The sequence below is a fragment of the Neisseria zoodegmatis genome (assembly GCF_900187305.1).
Classification (GTDB): Bacteria; Pseudomonadota; Gammaproteobacteria; order Burkholderiales; family Neisseriaceae; genus Neisseria; species Neisseria zoodegmatis.
This window is the reverse complement of record NZ_LT906434.1, coordinates 2,405,869-2,424,147: the sequence shown is the minus strand read 5'-3', so window position 1 is coordinate 2,424,147 and position 18,279 is coordinate 2,405,869. Positions and strand designations below refer to the sequence as shown.

At 54.0% G+C, this 18,279-nt stretch carries 9 protein-coding genes; 1 reads left to right on the top strand and 8 read right to left on the bottom strand.

Annotated features, from left to right (window positions below; all coding sequences use genetic code 11):
- Nucleotides 1-11: 11 nt before the first annotated feature.
- From trmD to thiE, 8 genes are all read right to left on the bottom strand, one after another.
- Entirely contained in the window at nt 12-764 is a 753-nt protein-coding gene (trmD, locus tag CKV66_RS11390; protein WP_085364362.1) for a tRNA (guanosine(37)-N1)-methyltransferase TrmD, read from the bottom strand.
- Complete coding sequence (gene rimM / locus CKV66_RS11385) at nt 764-1,273, bottom strand: ribosome maturation factor RimM (RefSeq protein ID WP_085364363.1); 510 nt, start codon at nt 1,271-1,273, stop codon at nt 764-766. Before rimM ends, trmD begins: the two co-directional genes overlap by 1 nt.
- An 18-nt stretch (nt 1,274-1,291) precedes the next feature.
- Entirely contained in the window at nt 1,292-1,540 is a 249-nt protein-coding gene (rpsP, locus tag CKV66_RS11380; protein WP_085364364.1) for a 30S ribosomal protein S16, read from the bottom strand.
- A 56-nt stretch (nt 1,541-1,596) separates the two neighbouring features.
- A complete protein-coding gene (locus CKV66_RS11375; RefSeq protein WP_085364365.1) occupies nt 1,597-3,864 on the bottom strand; it encodes a bifunctional acetate--CoA ligase family protein/GNAT family N-acetyltransferase in 2,268 nt (755 codons plus the stop codon).
- A gap of 232 nt (nt 3,865-4,096) precedes the next feature.
- Nucleotides 4,097-4,861, bottom strand: a complete 765-nt coding sequence (locus CKV66_RS11370; protein WP_085364366.1) for a uracil-DNA glycosylase family protein — start codon at nt 4,859-4,861, stop codon at nt 4,097-4,099.
- Entirely contained in the window at nt 4,855-5,295 is a 441-nt protein-coding gene (rimI, locus tag CKV66_RS11365) for a ribosomal protein S18-alanine N-acetyltransferase (RefSeq protein WP_085364367.1), read from the bottom strand. Before rimI ends, CKV66_RS11370 begins: the two co-directional genes overlap by 7 nt.
- On the bottom strand, nt 5,292-5,966 hold the full coding sequence (tsaB, locus tag CKV66_RS11360) for a tRNA (adenosine(37)-N6)-threonylcarbamoyltransferase complex dimerization subunit type 1 TsaB (RefSeq protein WP_085364368.1): 675 nt from the start codon (nt 5,964-5,966) through the stop codon (nt 5,292-5,294). Before tsaB ends, rimI begins: the two co-directional genes overlap by 4 nt.
- 80 nt (nt 5,967-6,046) lie before the next feature.
- Nucleotides 6,047-6,703, bottom strand: coding sequence for a thiamine phosphate synthase (gene thiE / locus CKV66_RS11355; protein WP_085364369.1), 657 nt, complete (start codon nt 6,701-6,703; stop codon nt 6,047-6,049).
- Nucleotides 6,704-7,255: 552 nt separating this feature from the next.
- On the opposite strand from thiE, the gene CKV66_RS11345 reads away from it, so the two are divergent.
- Complete coding sequence (locus CKV66_RS11345) at nt 7,256-18,241, top strand: YadA-like family protein (RefSeq protein WP_085364371.1); 10,986 nt, start codon at nt 7,256-7,258, stop codon at nt 18,239-18,241.
- Nucleotides 18,242-18,279 lie beyond the last annotated feature (38 nt).

Sequence of the window (18,279 nt, the reverse complement as noted above, 5' to 3'; positions counted from 1 at the left end):
TATTTCCTAAATTATGATTGGATATCCTGTTGCTCTTGTTTGATTGCTTCCAAGAGGCGGGACTCCTTTGGGATTAAACTGCGCTTGGCCAGTAAGTCGGGGCGGCGCTCTAAGGTGCGGCGCAGCGATTCTTTTAACCGCCATTCCGCTATCAGGCCGTGGTTTCCCGTGCGTAATACTTCGGGAACTGCCATGCCCTGAAATTCTATGGGTTTGGTGTAGTGGGGGCAATCCAAGAGGCCGTCTGAAAACGAATCTTGTTGTGCGGACTGTGCATCGCCCAGTACACCGGGTATCAATCTTAATACGGCATCCATCAACATCATGGCGGGTAATTCGCCTCCGGAAACGACAAAATCTCCGATGCTGATTTCTTCGTCTACGCTGGTTTGTAATAGTCGTTCGTCTATGCCTTCGTAACGGCCGCATAGCAGAATGAGGTTGTCCAGCGTGGCTAACTCTGTAACTTTTGAATGAGTCAGCGGTGTTCCTTGGGGGCTGAGATAGATTACTCTGCCGCTGCCGGAATGTTGGTTTTGTTTGGCTTCTTCGATGGCGGCCTGCAAAGGCGGTGCCATCATAATCATGCCGGGACCGCCTCCGAAGGGGCGGTCGTCGATATAGCCGAGTTTGTTGTCGGCAAAACGTCGGGGATTGATGGCGCTAAACTGCCACAGGTTTTGTTTCAATGCCCGCCCGGTTACCCCGTATCGGGTAATGCTGTCAAACATTTCCGGAAAGAGGGTAATGGCTTGAATCAGCATTAGTAATCTTGACCCCAGTCGGCGGTGATGATTTTTTTTTCGGTATCGACGTTGACGATAAATTGGGAGACGAAGGGGATCAGCTTTTGTCCGTATTCTCCATCTACTACCAACACGTCGTGTGCGCCGGTTTCCATCAGGTTTTTTACTGTGCCCAACGTCATGTTTTCTGTGTTGGTGACAGTCATGCCCACTAAATCGGCCCAGTAGTATTCGTCTTCCTCTGCTGGAGCAAATTCCGAACGGGGGATTTCGATGGTGTAACCGCGTAAAGCAAACGCTTGGTCGCGATCGTTGATTCCTTCAAATTTTACCTGAAGTTCGCCGTTGACGACTTTGCCGGCTTCAAGGGTTACGTTCAGGGATTGACCGTCTTTGACAAGCTGCCACTCGGGGTAGTCCAGCAGGCTGTCGGTGTATTCGGTGTCGGCGGCGATTTTGAGCCAGCCTTTGATGCCGAATACGCCTTTGATGTAGCCCATGGCTACCCTTTGATGAGTGTCGGTCATGGCAGTATGTGTCTTGGATTAAGCAGCAGCTTTTTGCTCTTTAACCAGTTTGGCAACGGCGTCGCTTACTTGTGCGCCTTGGCTGATCCAGTGGTTCAGACGGTCGGCATTCAGGCGTACGCGTTCTTGTTTTTCGTTGGCAACGGGGTTGTAGAAGCCTACGCGCTCAATGAAACGACCGTCGCGGCGGTTGCGTGAGTCGGTTACTACTACGTTGTAGAACGGGCGGTGTTTTGAGCCGCTGCGGGCTAAACGGATAACTACCATGAGTGGTTCCTTTGATAAAAATCGGATGTATAGAAAACCGCTAATTTTAGAATAAATTACGATCTTAGTGCAAGTATTTGTTGTTTTAAATTGCGCTTGATGTTGTTTACCGGCGTATCTTCTTCGGGATTGAGGTTGTATATGACTTCGGTAAGTCGGTTGTCGTGAGGCGAGGGGTGTGCGCTGAAGCCGAGTTTCTCTGCGAGTTTCTGCATGGCGGGATTGGTGTTGAGGATTTCGGCGCTCATTTCTTGATAGCCTTGCTGTTTGGCGAGTTGCAGGATTTGTTCCATCAAGTGTACGGCCAGCCCTTGTCCTTGCGCGGTTTCGGCGATGCTGATGCCGAATTCGCACCGTTCGGGGATGCCGGTGCTGCTGAAGCGGGATACGCCCAGCCAAGTGCCGTCTTCTGCTTCGGCGACGACGGCGGCTTCGTAGTGGTAATCGAGGTTGCAGGCTTGGGCAAGCATGATGGGGGTAAGCTCTTTGAGGTGGGCCATGTAGCGTGTGTAACGGCTGTGATCGGATAGTTGGCGCACAAATTCTTGTTTGGCTTCGGCGTCTTCTGGACGAAGCACTCTGATGTGTGCGGTTTGGCCGTTTCTTAAGGTAAAGATATGCGCGGGTTTGGCGGGGTAGAGGGCTTGGACATTGGCTGCGGGTTGCTCGGTTTCTCCGAGTGTGATTTCTGTGCCGGCGTTGTTGGCGCTGATGGTTACGGTTATCTTGCGAATGTGCGGCAGGCCGTCTGAAACGGTGTTCAGGCTGTGTAAAAGTTGGTGCACGGTTTTTTGGTGGCGTTTGAGGTCGGCTTGTTGGATGAGCCGTTCGGCATCTAAGGTGCTGAATGGCGGGAGGTAGGCGTGGGTTTGGCCGTGTGTTTCGGTATAGAGGACGGCGCCGTAATGGGGATGCCGTCTGAATGAGAGCGTGGCGAGTACGGGGGCTTCGGCGCTGCCGTATTCGGGCAAAAACAGGGCTTCGGCGAGCTGTTGGGGCTGGTCGGTTATTCGTGCGGCGGCTTGTGCGTCGGGTGTTTTGACGTATGCGGGCAGCGGCTTGGCGGTTTGGAGCAGTTTTGCTGCGAAGTCGGCATGGTCGGCTTGAAAACGGAAGTCTTCCAATGCTTGTGAGGCGTGGGCGAAGCGGAGGAGGCCGTCTGAAAAGGGGCTGACGATATAAAGTGGTTTGTCGGACTGTTTTTGCAGATGGCTCAAAATGCGCGTGGTGTCTTCGGCATAAGGGTCTGTGCCCGCAACGACGGCGAGCAGTGCCTCGGTTTGGTGATGGTGGAGGAGGCTTTCAACGAGTGCGCGGTAATGCGTGGGTGTGGGGTTTGAGCCGATATAGCCGTATGGATTTTCAGACGGCCTTTGGCTTTCGGTGGGTAGTTGCAGGCGGATGCCGAGTGTTTCGGCTTCTCTTTGCAGGCGTCCGCAGGGTTCGCCGGAAATCAGGTGCAGCTTGCGGGCGGTTTTTTTGCGGGCGGATAGGGTGTGCAAGGCTGCGGCCAGTTCTTCGCTGGAAAAGGCGACGATGGCGCCGGTACGCAGGGCAAGGGCTTTGAGGATGGCTTGCTCTTCTTGGTCGGCATACGATGAAACCCACAGAATCACGGGTTTGCGGCGGGCGGTGCGGCGGATGATGCTGAACAGGGTGCGCGGGTGTTCGTGTCGGTTGTAGGCGCTGACGATGATGTGGGTGTTGGGGTCGTTGCTCAAGAGTGCCATGACGTCGGCGGACGAGGTGGGGCTGAGCGGGAAATGCAGGCCGATGTGGCAGGAAATGCCCAAGCCTGCTTGTTTGACGAAGGATATGGCTTCGGCGCTTTCTGTGGGGTGGCCGCTGATTAAACCGATATTGCCTGCGGGGGCGTCGCGGCCGATGCCGGCGTTTAAGCCGAGCGCGGGAATGTGAATGCCGCCGGGGTGGCACACGATGGCCTGTACGTTCATCTTGCGGGCTTTTGATACGACGGCTTTGGTTTTGTCGGGCGCGTCTTCGGGCTGGTTTTCCCAATCTTGTATCAACACCGCGTAGGGGATGCTTTGCTTGCGGCAGGCTTTGAGTATGGCTTCGTAGCTTTCGGGCGGGGTGGTCGCCAAAACGGCATCGGCGGATTCGGGTATGCGCCCGATGTTGGTGTAGGCTTTTAAGCCGCCGACAGTTTTGTGGCGCAGGTTAACGGGCGTGATTTGGCCATTGAAAGGCGTACGCAGCAGCGAGGTCAGCAAACGCTCGCCCAAGCTGTGGCGGCGTTCGCTGGCGCCGACAACAATCAGGTGGTTTAAGGAAAACAGGGTGGAAGGCGGCTGGCTGTGCATGGTGGCTCCTGAATCCGGGTGTTTAGGGTGTTTTTTCAAACAACATAAGGGATTATATAGCGAAACAATGTGTTAGACACGATGGCCGGGCATGATGTCGGCTTGTTGAATTTGTGCCGTGGGATTTTGTTTTTCAGACGGCCTCAACTATTTAATAAGCAAGCGCAAACCTATGGGATATGAAAAACGCCTGACGGTTCAGGCGTTTTGGTGTGAATACGGTGGATGGGCGTTAGCCGGACAAGATTTGCTTGAGTTTTTTCAGCTCCGTCCACGCGTTTCTTTTGAGCTGCGGTTGACGCAACAGGCGGGCGGGATGCGGGATGATGAAATGCGGGGTGTTTCCGCATAATCCGCGGATGATGTCGGCATGGTGGGGCTGCTCGAAAATTTGCCCCAAAAACAGCACCGATTGGGCTTGCGCGGCGGCAAGCTCGGCTTGAAGTTGCGGCAGGGCGTCGGCTATTTGTTCGGCGGAGGGCGTGGGCGTGAAAACGGCAGCGGTTTTTACCCAAGCGGTTTTGTGGGCGTCGGTGGGTTTGAGGTTGATGGCGGCGAGCATATTGTCGAGCAGAACGCCTGCATCGCCGCTAAACAACTGCCCGGCCGCGCTGTCTTCGAGGGCGGGGCAGATGCTGACCACCATCACGCGCGCGGGTTGGATGTCGGCGGTGATAACGGGGGCAACGGTGGGAGCGGGCTGTGTTGACGGCTCGGCGTCGGCAGGCGTCGGCAGGCTTTTTTCAGACGGCCTTTGGGCAGAAGCTTCGATGCCGTCTGAAACGGAACGGGCTGTGTTGACGGCGGCCATTGCGCTTAAGCGGGCATCGGCAGAAGCACGCGTTGCAACGGGCTTGTCGGCAGGTGCAGCGGCTGGCGCAGGCGAAGAGGGCGCAGCAGTGGCGGCCTGAGCAGGCAGCACTTTGGCGCTCTGTTTCAGCCACATAGGCCCCAAGCCTAATGCTTCGTGCAAATGCAGATAACGGCTGCTTAACATTTTTTCTCCATCAAAACAGCGTCTTCACGCCCGCCGTTTGGCAGCGGGTAGTAATCTTTGCGGCGGCCGTATTCACGAAAGCCGTATTTTTCATACAAAGCGCGGGCGGCATGGTTGGACGCGCGCACTTCTAAAAACCATCGTTCTACCGGTTCGGACGAGGCCGTCTGAAACCAAGCGTTCATCAATTGCGAAGCCAGCCCGTTGCGGCGCGCGGCGGGATCTACGCCGATCAGGTGCAGCTCGGATTTGCCGCATATTGTCTGCCAAACGGCAAAACCGGCGGTGGCGGCTCGGTGTTCCAATACCTTTACCGTATCGAAACGGCTGTTTAAGGCCGTCTGAAATTGTTGTGCCGACCATGGCGCGGGGTTGCATTGCTTGTCTAGCTCGGCCAGTGCGCCGCAATCTTCGGCAACGGCATCGCGGATCATACTTTGCCGCCTTTGCGTTCGGCCTGCTCTTTGGCGGTTAAGGCGATTTTGTCGCGCACATATAGCAGTTCGGCGCGTGCGGCATCGGTGGCGGGATAGCGCCCGCTTGCGGCCAAGTTCAGATAAGTTTCGGCTGTCGGCATGTCGGGCGAGCCGTTGAAGGGCGGCTTATCTTCCAGCGAAAACGCGTTACCGATGCCTTGCGGAGCGGCATTTTCCGGAACGGTAATTTCAGCCGCTTTGCCGACCTGATAATCGCTCAAGCGACGGGCGTTTGCGGTGTCGAACCACGCATAAAACACTTCACCCATACGGGCATCCGTAGCGGCCAGCACGCAAGGTGCGCTGATTTGGAAAGCCACGGCATCCAAACAGGGAACGCCGATAAGCGGCGTATCGAAGGGTGCGGCCAAGCCTTGAGCCACGCCGGTGCCGATGCGCAGGCCGGTAAACGCGCCCGGGCCTTGCGCGTAAACGATGGCTGCCAAGTCGGCCGCCGTGATGCCTGCTTCCGCGAACAATTCACCGATCAGCGGCAAAATCAGCTCGGACTGCTTGTTGCCGGCTTCTATATGGCGGGTAAAAGTGCGGCCGTTTGTGCGCAAAGCCAGCGATAAAAACGATGTGCTGGTATCAATGGCCAAAACAGCGTGATCAAAATCAATGTGCATGATGTCGCTAAAAAAAGTTTTTCAGACGGCATTATATAGCATCGGGGATGAGAGGCCGTCTGAAAAAAGAGATAGATAAGTTAAGCCAGCAAGTCTTTGACTGCCTGCCCCACATTGCCCGCACGTGTGATGGCGGAGATAACCGCAATGCCGTCCGCTCCCGCCGCACGCACTTCCGCAGCCGTGCCAGCCGTAATGCCGCCGATGGCCACCAAAGGCCGGTCGAAGTCCAGAGCGCGGATTTGGCGGATGCGCTCGATGCCCACGGTAGGGTTGGGTTTTTCTTTTGATTGCGTCGGAAAAATAGGGCCGATGGCGCAGTAGTCTAAAGCGGCATTGTGTCGGCTGGCTTCGATTTCCGCCAAAGTGTTGTGCGACAACCCGATCAACAGCCTGCCTTCGCACAGGGCAGCCGCTTCGGCTACGGGCATGTCGGATTGCCCTAAATGAACGCCGTCTGCCCCGACTGCTAAGGCCATCTGAATATCGTCGTCAATAAAAAACGGCACTTCATATTGCCGACACAAATCGCGGCATTCTTCGGCAAGCTGAAGGATGCGCTGCTTGTCTTGCAGTGAACCGGCACCTTTTTCACGCAACTGATAACAAGTGATGCCGTGCTGCAAAGCTTGCTCGAGTACGCCCAGCAAATTGCGTTCGGGCGTATTGCTGAGATGATTGCAGTCTTGCGTGCCGGCAACCAGATAAAGATTCAAAGCCCGGCGGATATCAACCATGAATGATCCTTGAGAATGAGTGTAAACAGGTGGAAAGAGGCCGTCTGAAAACAGCGTTAAGCCTCATTAACGGAAAACAAACCGATTATCCCATATCAACAGGCCGTCTGAAAAAGTGTTTTCAGACGGCCTGTGCTGTGGATGGGGCTTTGGGGTGGGGCGGAATCCACGTTTGGAAAAGTTTATGAGTATTGGGGGAATGGTTATGTGGCTGTTTCTTTAGATGTTTGTATTGGATTTGAAAGGGCTATTAATTTAAAAAATAGTTCCAAAAATAACTATTTAAATCGTTTTAATTGGCACGGAAATTGCATGATTAATGTGTGTTTAAATTAATTAGTGTTGAGAAGTATTATTTTTTGCCAATGATATTCAGATAAGAAGCTGTTTCATATAGTAAACAGAATTTTTATAATCTATACGACTATAAATTTAGGTATGGATTGAATATTCATATTTTGATGATAAGTGACAAGAAATGTCACTTTGATTCTCGGGAAAATGTCAGCGCTGCAGTCGGAAGTCGGTCAGGCAGCATAACCTAAAGGAAAAATGATGAATAAAAGCTATCGCAGTATTTGGAATGACGCATTAGGTGCGTGGGTTGCCGTTTCGGAAATTGAGAAGGCGAAGGGGAAGCCGGTAAGCGGCTCACAAGCAAAAGCAGAAAGGCCGGGATATTTAATCTCTACGTTGCGCACCATACCGTTTATGCTGGGTATGGCATTCGGGTTGAGCGGGGTGGTAAATGCTGCGCCGATAACATGTAATGCAGAAACCAATACAGGAAATGAGACAAATAACAATTTGACCTGTGGTGTAAATACTTCTGCTAACTACCATCAGTCGATAGCGATTGGCTCAAATGCCAAAGCTCTTGGGGCGCAGTCTGTTGCATTAGGTGCGGATACTGATGCAAAAGGCAAATCTTCGATAGCCATCGGTGGTGATGACTTAACCGTTATGCCTCAAGATTTAAGAGATAAATATCAGCAGCTTACAGGAAATCCTTTGGTAGAGAGTAGAAATCGATATCCGAGAACGACATCTGAAGATGGTGGAGTGGCCGTAGGGGTATCTACGCGTGCAGGCAAATTGGCAACGGCATTTGGTCCGCGTGCCTATGCACAAGGTGATGTTTCCCTTGCCTTGGGTGTGGGTTCCCATGCCGATAAAGAGAATGCCGTGGCAATCGGTGCAGGATCCACCACGGAAGGCAATGCCGCTGCGCCACGTAATGTTGAAATTAACGGTATCACATTCAGTTTCAACGGCGGAACCAATTTGAAAGCCGGAGACCAAGTTTCGTTTGGTACGGCAGGTTTTGAACGCCAGCTCCGTAACGTAGCCCCGGGCGTGGTAAGTGCTACCAGTACGGACGGTATCAACGGCAGCCAGCTTTATGCGGTGGCCGACAAGCTCACTCAAGTGGATAGAAGCGTAACCGCGCTGCAAGGCGAAAAAACCCATTTTTACAGCGTAAGCACAGCAGGCGTTGCCGACCCGCACACCAAAGGCAACTACAACAATAACGGCGCAACTGCCGCCAAGGCCATTGCTGCGGGCGTAGATGCAAGTGCTACGGCTGAAGATGCGATTGCTGTGGGTACGGGTGCGCGCGCCATCACTTCTACAGGCACGATTGCCGTAGGTAAAGGTGCGGAAGCCGTAGGCACGGCAGGTTTGGCCGTGGGCGCGACCAGCAGGGCGGCGGGCGGCAGTACTGTGGCCGTGGGTAACAACAGCAATACCCTTAAAGACAACGGCGTGGCTGTAGGTAATAAAGCTTCTGCACGCGGAGCGGGTGGTGTTTCTATTGGTACGAATGCGGGCAACAATGAAGCTACCGTAACCGGTGCGGTAGGCAACAATACCGTGTTTATCGGTACGGAAGCAGGTCGCAACGCAATCAGTAATGAAGGCCATGTAGCTGTCGGTTGGGATGCAGGTAAAGGCGTAAACGGCACATTCAACGTAGCAATGGGCTATCAGGCAGGTCAAAACACTCTCGGTGAAGGCAATATCGCTATCGGCAAGCAGGCGAGCAACCACGTCGCCGGAGCGGTACGCACCCTCCACACTGTTGCTATCGGTACAAACGCACAAACACTTTCGGACGCTACCGTAGCTATCGGTAATCAAAGTAAATCCAACGGAGGATCTTCCGTTGCCTTGGGCGACCGTGCCGAAGCCTTAGATAACCAAGCCATTGCTATTGGGCAAGAAGCTAAAGCTACTGCTGATTGGGATATTTCTATCGGTCGCCGTGCGGGTAAAGGTGTGGTTAATGTGGCAGAGGAAGGGCGCAATATTGCTATTGGGGATGGTGCATTGCGAGAAGCAGATGCTCCCAACAATAATACTGCCTTGGGCACGGATGCTTCCTCAAAGTCGAAAGGTAATTTCAATGTAGTTATAGGTACTTACGCAAACTCTCCGACTGCATTGTCGCCCATAGACGGGATTGCTGCCAAAGATAAAGTCGATGCAAGTAATACGGTTGCTATTGGTGATAGAGCGGTAGCATATAAGAGTTCCGCGGTAAGCGTCGGGGCCCGATCGAAAGCACTCGGTTTGATTTCAACCTCTATCGGTGCCAGCTCGGAAGCAAGTGGAAATTATTCGATAGCGCAAGGTTATGCTGCTAAAGCCAGTGGAACCTCTTCCATCGCTATCGGTTCTTCACAGAATACGGCATCCAATACCCAAGCTACCGCTCATTATGCTGTGGCGGTGGGATCCATAGGAACCCAAGCTACGGGCTTGTCGTCTTTAGCTTTGGGGCATGGTACGCGTGCACAGGCAGCTAATACTGTTGCAGTGGGTAAAGATGCTGTTGTTGCTGCTGCCAATGCTGTTGTTATCGGTCATCAGGCTCAAGTGGCGGCAGCGGGGGGTGGTTCGGTTGCAGTAGGGGCTTCGAGTACCGCAAACGGTTTGAATGCAACAGCCATAGGTCAAGCATCTGAAGCATCAGGCCAAAATTCTTTTGCAGGTGGACAGGATTCACATGCCAAAGGCAAATCAACGGTGGCAATCGGTGACGGTTCGCATGCTACCGTTGATTCTGCCGCTGCCGTTGGTGCTTATTCACGTGCGACCGAAGGAGGAGCGGGTGCGTTTGGCTATGATGCGCAGGCATCTGCTTACCGCAGCCTTGCTTTGGGTGCCGCAAGCCGTGCTTCAGGCGGCCAAAGTGCATTAGCGGTAGGTAATTCTGCCAATGCTTCTGCCGGCGATGCTGTTGCGGTAGGTACTTCATCTGTGGCTTCTGCAGAACAGGCGGTTGCTTTAGGTCGTCAGGCCAATGCCAATCTTGCTGGTGGTGTAGCTATTGGTTATCTGAGTAAAACCGAAGTGAACGCTAATGTTGCAGGTGTTGACGTATTGGGAGTTGTGGCAGATAAAAATAATACTACGTGGACATCAAGCCGTGCTGCGGTATCAGTAGGTGATACGGCAGGAGGTGTCACCCGCCAAATTACCGGAGTGGCAGCCGGTACTCAAGATACCGATGCTGTTAACGTAGCTCAATTGAAAGCAGCAGGCATTCAAGTGGAGACGTCAGCTTCAGAAGGTGAGGCTGCTACTGTAACACCTGAAAAATTGCAAAATGGTCAAAAGCTTACCCTTGATGCGGGTAAAAACATCAAGTTGACACAAACAGGTGGCAAAGTAAGCGTAGCTACCAAAGATGATGTAGTGTTCAACAGCGTTGCTGTTGATGGTGTCCGTATCGACAATGCCGGTATCAATTCAGGTAATAAAGTGATTGTAGGTGTTGCTACCCCTACTGCTGACGACCATGCGGCAAACAAGGCATATGTTGATGGAGGACGCACCCAAGTTAAATCTGCAAACAACACCGTTAAGATTGTGAAAACTGAAGAAGGCGGTGCCAATGTATATGATTTATCGGTAGATACGTCTGTATTGGCAAAAACTGACGGTACCAATTTGAACTTCCAATATGGTGGTAATAATGGTACTCAAGGCACTAGCGCATTAAGCGAACGCATTCAGTTCAACGGCAAAGATGGTGAAATCGTTACCGAAGCCGCGAATGGCAGCGTAACCTTCAAGTTGGCAGATGAAGTGAAAAATCAGATCGAAGCCAATAAAGCCAAGTCTGCCGACAATGCAGCCTCGATTCAAACCAATACCCTTCAGATTGCAGCCAATAAAGCCAAATCCGAAGAAGCTGCTACTAAGGCTGCTGAAAACGCCGAGAAAATTGAGCAGAATACGACAGCTATTGAGAGCAATGCCGCCAAGATTGCCGAAGGCTTGAATTTCCAAGGCGATAAAGGTACTGAGTTCAAGCGCGAATTGGGGGAGACCGTTGCTGTGAAAGGTGCCGATACCAACATCAGCACAACCGCCGATAACGGTACGATTTCTATCGAGCTTGCCAAAACATTGGATTTGGGCACCGACGGCAGCATCACAACCGGCAAAACCAAAGTAGCGGATGACGGCATTACCATTACTCCGGCTGCGCCTGCCGGCAGCAACGCTGTGCGCCTGTCTTCAGACGGCCTCGACAACGGCGGCAATGTCATCCGCAATATTGCCGACGGCCAAAGTGACAGTGATGCGGTAACCAAACGCCAGTTGGACAAAGTTGCCGACGGTGGCTGGAATCTGCGCAACAATACCCAACAAAAAGATCTGGTTAAGCACAACGATGTGGTGGACTTTGCTAACGGCGAAGGCACGACTGCGGTTGTGGAAACCACGGCTGAAAATTCATCTACCGTTAAATTCTCCGTAAACAAAACCGGCTTCACGGTTGCCGACGGCACGGTTAGCGCCGAGCAAACCGGCGACGTATTCGCGACGGCAGCCGATGTGGCCAAAGCCATTAACGATGCAGAGAAAACTTCTTCTGTTGTTGAAGGCAACAACACCCGTGTAACCAACAGCGTTCAAGGCAACCACACCACTTATACCGTTCATGCCGAAAAAACCACGGTACAAGGTGCGGGCAGTGTGTCTGTTGTTGCCGGCAATAAAGGTGCCGACGACATTACTCTGTACACCGTTGATCTGACCGATACCGCCAAAGAAGACATCCGCAAAGGCGCGGCGGCCAAAGATGCCGTGGACAGCAAAGGTTTGAAACTGGCCGACGGTAAAGGCGGCTCTTCATCTGTGAAGAAATTGGACGAGAGCTTCACCATTAGCGGCGATGCCAACATCACAACTACTGCCAATACAAACGGTCTTCAAGTTGAGTTGAATCCGGATGTTTCCCTGACTTCTTTGAGAACCGGCAGCAGCCGATTGAATTCAGACGGCCTCACCATCGAAGGCGGCCCGAGCGTGACCAAAGCCGGAGTAGATGCCGCAGGTAAGAAGATTACCAAAGTGGCGGCAGGCCAAGCCGATGATGATGCGGTGAATATGTCGCAATTGAAAGACAGCGACAACATCGCTAAAGGCAATATGGCGGCTTTGGGCGGCACTTATGATGCGGCTACCGACAGCTATACCCAGCCGAGCTACACCCTGAGAACCACAGAAGGTACGGCTAAACCTGCCGTACATACGGTTCAGGACGCACTCAACAGCCTCAATCAAGAAATTGAAAAGCCGTTGACTTTCGCCGCTGATAAAGGTGCGGACAGCACCCGCAAGTTGGGTTCTACCCTCAGCATCAAAGCGGGCAATTATGCAGGCGCGGCATCGGCCGACAATCTGGTAACTGAAAACGACGGCAACGGCGCGATTACGATCAAATTGGCCGACAATCCGGTGTTTAAAGGCAAGGTTAAAGCACAAGGTTTGGATGCGGGCGGCCAGCAGATTACCGGCGTGGCGCAAGGTGCGCTGGGAACCGATGCGGTTAACGTCGATCAGCTGAAACAAGCCATGAAAGACATCACCGTTGAAAACCAGTCTTTGGTAGAAGCCGATTCGCCTTTCGCCTATATCAATGCGGCCGGAGACAAGTTGATCCGTAAGGTGGATCCGCAAGGCCAACCTTATTTCGTGAAAGCGGAAGACGGCACAACCCGCTATGACGGCAACGATATCGTTGTGAGCGCATTAAGCCCGACCAACCTGCAAACCACCGTCGCCACCCGCGTAACCAATGTAGCGAAAGGTATTCAAGATACCGACGCCGTTAATACGGCGCAGTTGAAAGACGTGTTGACTGCTTTGGGCGGCAGCCTCAATGAGCAAGGCGAGACGGTCAAACCCGTTTACACCATCACCCGTGCCAACGGCACAACCGCAGGCACCGTTAATACCGTCAGCGAGGCATTAGGCCATCTGAACGATGTGTTGAAAGACCCGATTACCATCAGCGGCAATACCAACAACGGATCAAGCAAAGTCGTGAATGGCGGCTCGGATCAAACGCTGGGTTCCAAACTGGCAATCGAAGGCGGTTTGGTTGACGGCACTTCATCTGCCGCCAATGTCCGCACCGTTGTAACCGACGGCAAAGTCGAAATCCAGTTTGCCGATGCGCCGACCTTCGCAGGCAAAGTCACGGCCAACGGCTTCGATGCCCGCAATGCCCGCATTACCGGCGTGGCCAATGGCGAAGCGGCAACCGATGCGGTGAACAAATCGCAGCTCGATGCGGTGGAAACCAGAATGAACGCCGGCTGGGGCTTGACTGCCAACGGCATCGGCCTGAGCAAAGTTGCGCCCGAGCAATCGGTTGATTTGAAAAACACCGATAAAAACATCGTGATCAGCAAAACAGCCGACAGCCATGACGTAACCTTCAATCTGGCTGAAAACCTGACTATCCAAAGCGTTACCGCAGGCGATAGCGTGTTGTCTTCAGACGGCCTTACTGTCAAAGACGGCCCGAGCGTAACCAAAAACGGCTTGGATGCCGCCGATACCGTTATCCGTAATGTCGCGGCCGGTGAAGTGGCAGCCGACAGCAAAGACGCCGTTAACGGCGGCCAGCTGCATGCCCAAGGCAAAGGCATTGAGAAAGTGTTGGGCGGCTCGACCGTTTACAACCCCGCAGACGGTACTTATGCCAATACCAACATCGGCGGCACAGGCAAGAGCAACATCCACGAAGCCATCGAATCGGTACGCAATACCGCCGGTGCGGGTTGGAACCTGACGGCCGAAGGCAACAACAGCAGCAACGTAGGTGCCGGAGAAACCGTTGATTTGGTAAGCGCCGATAAAAACATCGTCATCAGCAAAGCGGCCGACAGCGACAAAGTTACCTTCGACTTGGCTGATGAAGTGACCGCAAACAGCGTCACCACCGGAGACACCGTGGTGAACAATGCCGGTGTGAAAGTCGGCGAAACCGCTGCCTTGACTTCAGACGGCCTCACCATCGGCAATGCGAAAAACGGCAAAGCCCCTGTTGTGTTGAATTCAGACGGCCTCAACAACGGTGGAAACGCCATCATCAATATCGCCGCAGGTAAAAATAGCAACGATGCCGTTAACGTATCGCAGCTGACCCCTCTGGCTTCGGCTTTGGGTATGGCTTTCGACGCGGCAAGCGGCAATTTCGGCGCACCGGCCTTTACCGTACCGCGCACCGACGGCAGCACTTATCCCGCAGTCAACACCATCCAAGGCGCAATCGACCATATCGGCACCGAAATCCGCAAGCCTATCCGCTTTGCGGGCAACACCGGCACGGTTGAGCGCAAGCTGGATGAAACGCTGGCGATTAAAGGCTCGTTGGCTGACGACGCCCAAGCAGGCGATCACAACATCCGCACCAAAGTAGAAAACGGCACGATGACCATCGAGCTGGCCGAAAGCCCGAAATTCGGCAAAGTAACCGTGAACGACGGCGGCAAGATCACCGGTATCGAATCCGGCAATGTGGCTGAAGGCAGCAAAGAAGCCGTCAACGGCGGCCAACTGTATGCCCAAGGTAAAGGCGTGGAAACTCTGGTCGGCGGCAATACCGTTTACAACCCGGCCACCGGCAGCTATGCCAACGGTGATATCGGCGGCACGGGCGAAAGCACCATCAGCGACGCCATCGCAGCTGTGAAAAACACCGCCAACACCGGTTGGAACCTCACCGCCCAAGGCAAAAACAGCAGCAACGTACAGCCCGGCGAAACCGTTGACCTGCGCAACACCGACGGCAACATCCTCGTTGCCAAAGCAGACGCAGAAGACCGCGTAAGCTTCGACTTGGCCAAAACCCTGAAAGTGGAAGCCGTACAAACCGGCGCAACCAAAGTGGACGAGAACGGCGTGGCCGTTGCCGACAATGTGGCGCTGACTTCAGACGGCCTCCAAGTCAGCAACCCGGCCAGCGACAAAAAAGTCAGCCTCACTTCTGCCGGCTTGAACAACGGCGGCAATGTGATTACCGGCTTGGCGAACGGCTCTGTGGCCGAAGGCAGCCAAGAAGCAGTAACGGGCGACCAGCTCTTCGCCGTGGATAAAAAGGTTGCCGACAACACCGCCGCCCTAAACCGCGGTTTGGACTTCGCCGGCAACAGCGGCAACTTCAACCGCCGCTTGGGCGAGCGCACTACGATTAAAGGCGGGTTGGACAATGCCGCAGCGGCTTCCGACACCAATGTCCGCACCGTGGCCGACAGCACCGGCAATATCCAAATCCTGCTCGCAGATGCGCCTGTATTCAAAGGCCGTCTGAAAGCGCAAGGCTTGGATGCCGGCGGCGAGAAAATCACCAATGTGAAAGATGGCTCTGAAGCCGGAGATGCGGTTAACGTTTCTCAGCTGCAGCGCGCGTTGGACAACCAAACCATTACCCATCAATCATTGGTACAGGCCAACTCGCCGTTCTCTTATGTGAATTCAAAAGGAGAAATACTGGCACGCCAAGTGGATGATCAAGGCAAAGAATACTTTGTCAAAGTGAAGGACGACACGAGATACACCGAAAAAGACATCACGATTTCGTCTCTGAACCCGCTCGACCCGCAAACTGCCGTGCCGACCATTATCGGCAACATCGCAGACGGTAAGAAAAACAACGATGCGGCGAACATCGGCCAGCTGAAAAACGCCGTAAAAGCCTTGGGCGGCGGCGCGGAAGTGAGTGCCGACGGCAGCATCAAAGACCCTGTGTACAACATTGTCCGCAACAACGGCGGCCGCGAAACCGTGAATAACGTCGGCGACGCGCTGGAGTTGCTCAATGCCGAAATCGGCAAGCCTTTGACTTTTGTCGGCGACAACCAAAATGTGCGAGTGATCCGCAACCTTGATTCCGAGCTGAAAGTAAAAGGCGGCGCCACCGGAGCATTAACCGACAACAACATCGGCGTAACCGGCAGCACCGAAGACAACAGCTTGGCTATCCAATTGGCTGAAAAAGTGAACTTGGGCGAAAACGGCAGCGTTACGACCGGCAAAACCGTTGTGAACAACGCCGGTGTGTCTGTGGGCGGCAACGTAGCCCTGACTTCAGACGGCCTCAAAGCAGGAGAAGTGAACATTACTTACGCAGGCATTGATGCCGGCGGCAAGCGCATCACCGGCGTGAAAGCGGGCGAGCAGGCTACCGATGCCGTCAACAAAGCCCAGCTTGATGCAGTAAAAGCCGCTTCCAGCAATAAAGTGGCCGCACAAGGCAACCTGACCGTGAAAGAAGAAGCCAACACCGACGGCAGCACCACCTACACCCTGACTACTGCCGACGACGTGAACTTCAACAGCGTTATTTCAGGCAAAGGCGCCAACGAAGTCGTGCTCGACAGCAAAGGCGTAAGCGTTGGCGGCAATACTTACCTGACTGCTCAAGGCATCAATGCCAACGGTAAAAAAGTGGCCAATGTCGGCAAAGGCAGCATCACCGCCGACAGCACCGATGCTGTGAACGGCAGCCAACTGCACCATACTGCGGCATCCGTAGCCAATCTGTTCGGCGGTGATGCGAGCGTTACCACCGACGGCGGCATCAGCATGACCAATATCGGCGGCACGGGTGCAAACAATCTGAACGATGCGATTAAAGCGGTTAACCGCGCAGTTACCGTCAGCAAAGTGGCCGTGGTGCAAGGCGACAATATTGTGGTAGAGAACGCCGCCAATCCCGACGGCAGCACGACCTACAAAGTTTCCACCGCCAAAGATCTGAAGGTGGACAGCGTAGCCGTAGGCGGCAATACCACGGTTGACGGCAACGGCATCAGCATTGCCAACGGCCCGAGCCTGACCGTAGGCGGTTTGGATGCCGCAGGCAAAAAACTGACCAACGTAGCTGACGGCGAAATTTCCGCCACCAGCAAAGAAGCGGTCAACGGCAGCCAGCTGTATCAGGCTTACCAAGTATTGGGCGGCAACAATACGTCGATCAACATGAAAGACGCACCCGCCGCAACAGACAGCACCGGCAACACCGCGCCCGCAGGCACGGTAACTACTGTGGTGACCAACCCCGACGGTACGCAAACGACAACTGTTGAGACCAACCAAAAAGTAGCGGTTTCTACCGATAAAGGCGGCAACCAATACACGCTGGTAACGTACAACGTGTCAGGCCAAAACACTTATGTGACCAACGACGTGATTCAGGCGGTAGGTAAAATGAACGAACAAGGTATCAAGTTCTTCCACACCAACGACGGTGAAGTGAAACCGGTAGCCCAAGGCAGCAACCAACAAGACTCCAGCGCTTCAGGTGCTTATTCAACCGCAATCGGTTACCAATCATCTGCACGCGGCGACGGTGCGCTGGCAATGGGTAATACCTACAAAACCGAAGCCAAAACCGCAGGTGCCGAGCTGGTTGAAGTGAAAGGTGCCGACGGCTCCGTAAGCTACGAGCAACGCACAATGGCCACCGGTTTACGCGCCGTTGCCATGGGTACGGGTTCGCAGGCTTTGGCAGAAAACACCATTGCCATCGGTACCGGCAACGTGGTCCGCGGTAAAAACTCCGGCGCAATCGGCGACCCGACCGTGGTAACCGGCAACAGCGCCTACTCGGTAGGTAACAACAATACCGTGTCGGCCGACAACGCCTACGCATTGGGCAGCAACATCAAGGCTACTTTGGTCAACTCCGTGTATCTGGGCGACCACGCTTCTGCAACGGCCATCCACACCACGGCTTCAGGCGGCCACTACACCTACGCAGGTGCGAATGACGCCAATGTGGCCGGCGTGAAAGACGTTGTCGGCGTGGTAAGCGTCGGCACCGAAGGCCAAACCCGCCAGATTCAGAATGTTGCCGCCGGTGTGGTATCGCCCACTTCCACCGATGCCATCAACGGCAGCCAGCTGCATCACACCAACGAAGCCATCAACCAAGTCGGCAATCAAGTGGTGAACGTAGGCAACTACCTCAACCAACGCATTGAAGACGTTGAAGCGCAATCGAATGCCGGTACGGCTGCCGCCATGGCAGTGGCCGGTCTGCCTCAAGCCTATCTGCCCGGCAAGAGCATGATGGCGGTTGCAGGCGGCACCTATAAAGGCGAGAGCGGCTATGCCGTAGGTTTCTCTAGCATTTCCGACAACGGCAACTGGGTCATCAAAGGCACGGCCACCGGCAATTCGCGCGGTCACTACGGTGCAACCGCAGGTGTAGGCTATCAGTGGTAATCAGGTTTTCAGACGGCCTCGATAACAAGAGGCCGTCT